Origin of the sequence: Trichococcus palustris (assembly GCF_900114465.1) — a bacterium.
Lineage (GTDB): Bacteria > Bacillota > Bacilli > Lactobacillales > Aerococcaceae > Trichococcus > Trichococcus palustris.
Map to the genome: position 1 here is coordinate 1 of NZ_FOTD01000044.1, position 5,370 is coordinate 5,370.

Sequence of the window (5,370 nt, forward strand, 5' to 3'; positions counted from 1 at the left end):
GATTTGTAATCAGAGGGTCGAGGGTTCGAATCCTTTAGCCGGCATCTTAAAATGCGGAAGTAGTTCAGTGGTAGAACATCACCTTGCCAAGGTGGGGGTCGCGGGTTCGAACCCCGTCTTCCGCTTTTTATCTATTTTATATGAATGAATATTAATCAGCCGGGGTGGCGGAACTGGCAGACGCACAGGACTTAAAATCCTGCGGTGAGTGATCACCGTATCGGTTCGATTCCGATTCTCGGCACTTTTTTGCACTCATAGCTCAATTGGATAGAGTACTTGACTACGAATCAAGCGGTTGCAGGTTCGACTCCTGCTGGGTGCATTTTTTAATATTTTCAAACGGGAAGTAGCTCAGCTTGGTAGAGCACTTGGTTTGGGACCAAGGGGTCGCAGGTTCGAATCCTGTCTTCCCGATAGTCAGTCTCTCATGTTATGGGAGGCTTTTTTTGTACCTGGAAATAAAAGGCGAGCCGGAGTTATATGTTTTGCTGTTTTGGATATTTCATTGTATAATCGATATCATTTAAATCTGAATTTTGTTAAAATATAGTGAGAACAAGTGATTTCTGAATTCGAAAAAACATTGCCGATACTGATGGAAACAACCCCTTTCTATTTGACAGTTATGTGCGAATAGCATAATATTAACATATAATAGTCAAAATTAGTCAGATGAAGGGAGGCGTTCGTTCCATGCAGAATCAAAATATGTCCGATATTATCGAGGCGTATATCAAAAAGATATTGAATGCAGAAGAACAGGTTGAAATTCGCAGAAATGAAATGGCGGATCGGTTCAATTGCGTACCCTCACAAATCAATTACGTGATCAATACCCGGTTTACGCAACAGCAAGGCTATCTAGTCGAAAGCAAACGTGGCGGCGGCGGTTATATACGTATTATGAAAGTGAAACTTCTGGATCAGGCCGAATTGCTCGATAAGCTAATCTCTATTGTAGGCGACAGCATTACTCAAAAAGATGCTTATGCGATAATCCAAAACTTATATAATCGGAAGATCATTACCAAACGCGAAGGAAACCTGATGTTAGCTGTGTTGAATAAATCAGTTTTACGCTATGCAGGCGAGAATGAAAAAGATATGCGAGCCTTACTGTTGAAGACATTACTGAACAGTTTGCGCTTTGAATAGATAGGCCCGAAGAGGAGGCGTTACAAATGGATGAATTATTTACAGAGAAAGCCAGTCAAGTGTTGTTGTTGGCAACAGAAGAGGCACATAAATTTAAGCATCAGTCTATAGGTACGGAACATATGCTTCTGGGTCTTGTAAGGGAACAAGAAGGGATTGCAGGTAAAGTATTACGCGGATACGATATTGATGAAGAAGGAGTCCGTGAAGAAATTGAACATTTGACAGGTTATGGACAAATGGATTCTGCAGATTTCCAGGCGCCTTTGCCATTTTCTCCTCGAGCCAAGAAAGTCATCATGTATGCGACAAATGAAGCCCACAAACTGGGTGTCCCGCTTGTGGGCACAGAGCATCTGTTATTGGGGCTGTTAAAAGAAGAGATTTTAGCAGTGAAAATCATAAAAAATCTTCAAATCGATCCTAATCTATTGCGGAAATCACTGTATGAAAAATTAGGGATCAAACAACCGACCAAACCAGAAATGCGTTCCGGCAAAAAGACGGATAAAGTGGAAGCGGGAACGCCTACCCTGGATTCACTGGCGCGTGATTTGACCGAATTGGCAAAAGAAAATAAAATGGATCCGGTTGTAGGGCGCGATAAAGAGGTACGCAGAATCATGCAAATCCTTTCTCGTCGCAGCAAAAACAACCCCGTCCTTGTCGGCGAACCGGGCGTCGGTAAGACTGCTATCGTGGAAGGCCTAGCCCAAAAAATAGTGGCGGGCGATGTTCCGGATACACTGGCGAATAAACGCTTGATGATGTTGGACATGGGTTCTTTGGTGGCAGGTACCAAATATCGCGGTGAGTTCGAAGAAAGAATGAAAAAAATCATTGATGAAATCTACAATGACGGCAACGTGATTCTCTTCATCGATGAGTTGCATACATTGATCGGTGCGGGTGGGGCAGAAGGGGCGATTGACGCTTCCAATATCCTGAAACCTGCTTTAGCCAGAGGCGAATTACAGACAATCGGGGCAACAACCCTTGATGAGTATCAAAAGTATATTGAAAAAGATGCAGCCTTGGAAAGACGTTTTGCGCCGATCCATATTGATGAACCTACCCCTGAAGAATCGGTGGAGATCATGAGAGGGTTGCGCTCTCGTTACGAAGAACATCACGGCGTGGAGATTACCGATGAGGCATTGAAAGCTTCAGTGCAACTTTCTGTTCGCTATATCACGTCCAGAAGATTGCCGGATAAAGCCATCGATCTGATCGATGAGTCCGCTGCAAAAGTACGTCTCGATGTTTCGCATGGGGATACACCTATCGGAAAATTGGAGCTTGAGCTCGAAAAGTTGGAAAAAGAAAAGGAAGAAGCCATCTTAAACCAAGATTTCGACAAAGCTGCCAGAATCCGTAAACGGGAAACGGCAAAACAACAAAAATTCCAAAAATTGCTGGATCTGGAAGCAAAAGAAATCACACATTATGACTTAAAAGTAACGGAGAAGGATGTCGCGGAAGTTGTTGCCCTTTGGACAGGAATCCCTGTGTACCAAATGGAGCAGAAGGAAAGCGACCGTCTGATGAAACTGGAAAAAGTATTGCATGAACGGGTCATTGGACAATCGGAAGCGGTCAGTGCGGTAGCGCGCGCCATCAGACGTGCACGTTCTGGTCTGAAAGATCCAAATCGTCCAATCGGATCCTTCCTGTTCTTAGGGCCTACCGGTGTCGGTAAGACCGAGCTTGCCAAAACTTTGGCGGAAGCTATGTTCGGGACCGAAGATGCTTTGGTCCGTTTGGATATGTCCGAATATATGGAAAAATACAGTACCAGCCGTTTGATCGGATCGCCTCCGGGATATGTCGGATACGATGAAGGCGGGCAACTGACCGAAAAAATCAGACAAAAACCTTACTCGGTTATCCTGTTGGATGAAGTTGAGAAAGCCCATCCGGATGTATTCAACATCTTGCTGCAGGTATTGGATGATGGCCACTTGACTGATGCAAAAGGCCGCAAGGTCGATTTCCGCAATACCATCCTGATCATGACATCCAACTTAGGTGCAACCGCTCTGCGTGACGAAAAAAATGTCGGATTTGCAGCTAAAGATACCCGTCACGACCATGTCGCAATGGAGAAACGCATCAGGGAAGAACTAAAAAACAGTTTCCGTCCAGAATTCCTGAACCGAATCGATGAAACAATCGTCTTCCATTCATTGGTGAAAGATGAACTGCACGAAATCGTTAAATTGATGGCGAATGATATCGTAAAACGCCTGAAAGATTTGGACATCCACGTTCGCATCACGCCGGCCGCCATCGAGGTGATCGCCAAAGCCGGATTCGATCCGGAATACGGTGCACGACCAATCAGACGTGCCATTCAGAAAGAAATCGAAGACAAACTGAGTGAAGAGATGTTAAGCGGATTTATCAAATTTGGCGATGAGGTAACGATCGGCGCCCAAAAAGGTAAGATCCGGATAGTCGTCAAAGAAGTCAAACACACGAACAAGAAAGAAAAATTGCCTGTTAATTCATGATCAGTCTGAAAAAGAAAAAGATGCATTCCGATTCCTATAAGTGAATAGCGAACCAAAACCGTAATGTTCCCATGGAAGTGGGGATGGTTACGGTTTTTTTGTAGGCAATCTTCCTTTCAAGGGCGGTGTTATCATTCGGTAAACGCTTTCCTTTGTGCTAAAATAAAGGTATGGAAGTAAGAGGAGGAAAAAAAATGAAAAATTCTAAGAAAGCTTTGTTGGTCGGATTAGGTGCGACGGCGGCGATTGTGGCGATTGCTGCAGCGATGGCGTTTGAGGAAGACGCGGTAGACAAAATCGGTTCTTACTTGAATCGTCAACGGATGAAAGGTTTTGTGAGGGATCATCTGAAGGGCAGTCAAAAAATATTGAAGGCAATCGAAGATTTAACCGACGATGAAGTCGACGCATTTTTACGTGTTGTTGACAAGACAGGGGATTGGAAGGATTCGACATTGGATCTATTATCCGACTTAAAGGATAAAGCAAGCGGATATAAAGAATCTGTGGAAGATAGGTTTCACAGATAAAAATAGGGAAATGTAAAACATGCAGGACCAGCCATAAAATGGCTGATCCTACATGTTTTTTTCAGCTTATGTTGGTGCCGTTTATCTTTGCTACTATGACGAGATAGCACAACAACAAGTCATCCATATTTTTCAAAGCGAGCCCGGTCGCTTCAAAGAAGCGGTCGATGCGATATTGCAGGGTGTTGCGGTGCAGATAAAGGGCCGTCGCCGCCTTGGAGACATTTCCTTGGTTGTGCCACATCGCGCGGATAAGGTCATGGGAACCTTCCAACGAATGGATGCTGGCTTTCAGTGATTGCAGAATGGGGCTGTCGGAGGTGGCTGCAGCCGTATAGTATGATAAAGCTGTCTCAGCCAAATTCCGCACATTTTTTCCTCTGGATGAGATGTGACTATCCTGAAAGATACGCCGTTCCTCTTTGAATAAGGTGGGCAAGCGACTGTCCACCGGCCAGTTTTGGCCCAAATAGATGCTTGTCCGGATGCTGAAATCATCATCCAGGGTATTCAGTATGCCTGTGAGTTCTTCGTCGAATGAAAAGTGTGCTGGATTATCCAAAATAAAAACACCGTATTCTTCGTTCAAAAAGAAGCCGTCGCGGATGAGCGGCAAGGTATTGCGGAAAGCTTCCAGCCAAAGCGATTGCTCGAAGGCGGTCGTGTCCGTTGTCGTAAATTTTATCTGGAACTGTAATAATTGCGCATGGTCGATTCCGGCAGGTATGCTTGTGGCATCTTCCAGCAAAAAATGTGCCCATGCATTCGTTACGGGGGCCTGTGCTCGCTGGCTGAAAGGCAACAGTACTTGTTCCAGTAATGTTTTTTCGCGGGGACTGATAGTATGTTGGGGTATATGGACCCATTTGTTCTGATAGGGCAACGAAAAATAAGCTGCCCCTAGACTGGACAGCGCATTTATTTGCGCTTCAGGAAATAGTTTCAGTAATTCTGCTTGATTCAAATCGTCACCTCATAAACGGACTTTTAGGGCTCTTGGGCGTGTAAGGCCTTTCATCCATTCTAACATTTTTGAGACTTGTTTGCGAAAATATTTCCTGATTATGCTATGATCCCGACTTTGACAGTTTAAAAAGGGAAAAGCAGCTAGAAATACCGTTAAATAGCGGTTTCCAGCTGCTTTTTTTCGTTTTAAATTTGTTGTACAC

The 5,370-nt window shown here is 44.4% G+C and carries 5 protein-coding genes and 4 tRNA genes; 7 read left to right on the top strand and 2 right to left on the bottom strand.

What is annotated here, in order from left to right:
• Nucleotides 1–53: 53 nt before the first annotated feature.
• From BM101_RS13645 to BM101_RS13675, 7 genes are all read left to right on the top strand, one after another.
• Nucleotides 54–125: transfer RNA gene (locus BM101_RS13645), tRNA-Gly, on the top strand.
• A 33-nt stretch (nt 126–158) separates the two neighbouring features.
• A tRNA-Leu gene (locus tag BM101_RS13650) sits at nt 159–244 on the top strand.
• A gap of 7 nt (nt 245–251) precedes the next feature.
• Nucleotides 252–325: transfer RNA gene (locus tag BM101_RS13655), tRNA-Arg, on the top strand.
• An 18-nt stretch (nt 326–343) separates the two neighbouring features.
• Nucleotides 344–417: transfer RNA gene (locus BM101_RS13660), tRNA-Pro, on the top strand.
• A 279-nt stretch (nt 418–696) separates the two neighbouring features.
• Nucleotides 697–1,158, top strand: coding sequence for a CtsR family transcriptional regulator (locus BM101_RS13665; RefSeq protein ID WP_087033296.1), 462 nt, complete (start codon nt 697–699; stop codon nt 1,156–1,158).
• 26 nt (nt 1,159–1,184) lie between these two features.
• Nucleotides 1,185–3,671 (top strand): ATP-dependent Clp protease ATP-binding subunit, encoded by a 2,487-nt coding sequence (locus tag BM101_RS13670; protein ID WP_087033297.1) that lies wholly within the window; start codon nt 1,185–1,187, stop codon nt 3,669–3,671.
• Between the two features lie 194 nt (nt 3,672–3,865).
• Nucleotides 3,866–4,201, top strand: coding sequence for a hypothetical protein (locus BM101_RS13675; RefSeq protein ID WP_087033298.1), 336 nt, complete (start codon nt 3,866–3,868; stop codon nt 4,199–4,201).
• 61 nt (nt 4,202–4,262) lie between these two features.
• Here the strand turns inward: BM101_RS13675 and BM101_RS13680 are convergent, their stop codons facing one another.
• Both BM101_RS13680 and BM101_RS14285 read right to left on the bottom strand, forming a co-directional pair.
• On the bottom strand, nt 4,263–5,165 hold the full coding sequence (locus BM101_RS13680; RefSeq protein WP_087033299.1) for a helix-turn-helix domain-containing protein: 903 nt from the start codon (nt 5,163–5,165) through the stop codon (nt 4,263–4,265).
• A gap of 9 nt (nt 5,166–5,174) precedes the next feature.
• Nucleotides 5,175–5,370, bottom strand: a 196-nt coding sequence (locus BM101_RS14285) for a hypothetical protein (protein ID WP_218149947.1), incomplete at its 5' end; no start/stop codon positions are given.

What these genes read in the sequence shown, in the direction of transcription:
- BM101_RS13670 (WP_087033297.1), top strand. Translation starts at nt 1,185, where the DNA reads ATGGATGAATTATTTACAGAGAAAGCCAGTCAAGTGTTGTTGTTGGCA.
- BM101_RS13665 (WP_087033296.1), top strand. Translation starts at nt 697, where the DNA reads ATGCAGAATCAAAATATGTCCGATATTATCGAGGCGTATATCAAAAAG.
- BM101_RS13675 (WP_087033298.1), top strand. Translation starts at nt 3,866, where the DNA reads ATGAAAAATTCTAAGAAAGCTTTGTTGGTCGGATTAGGTGCGACGGCG.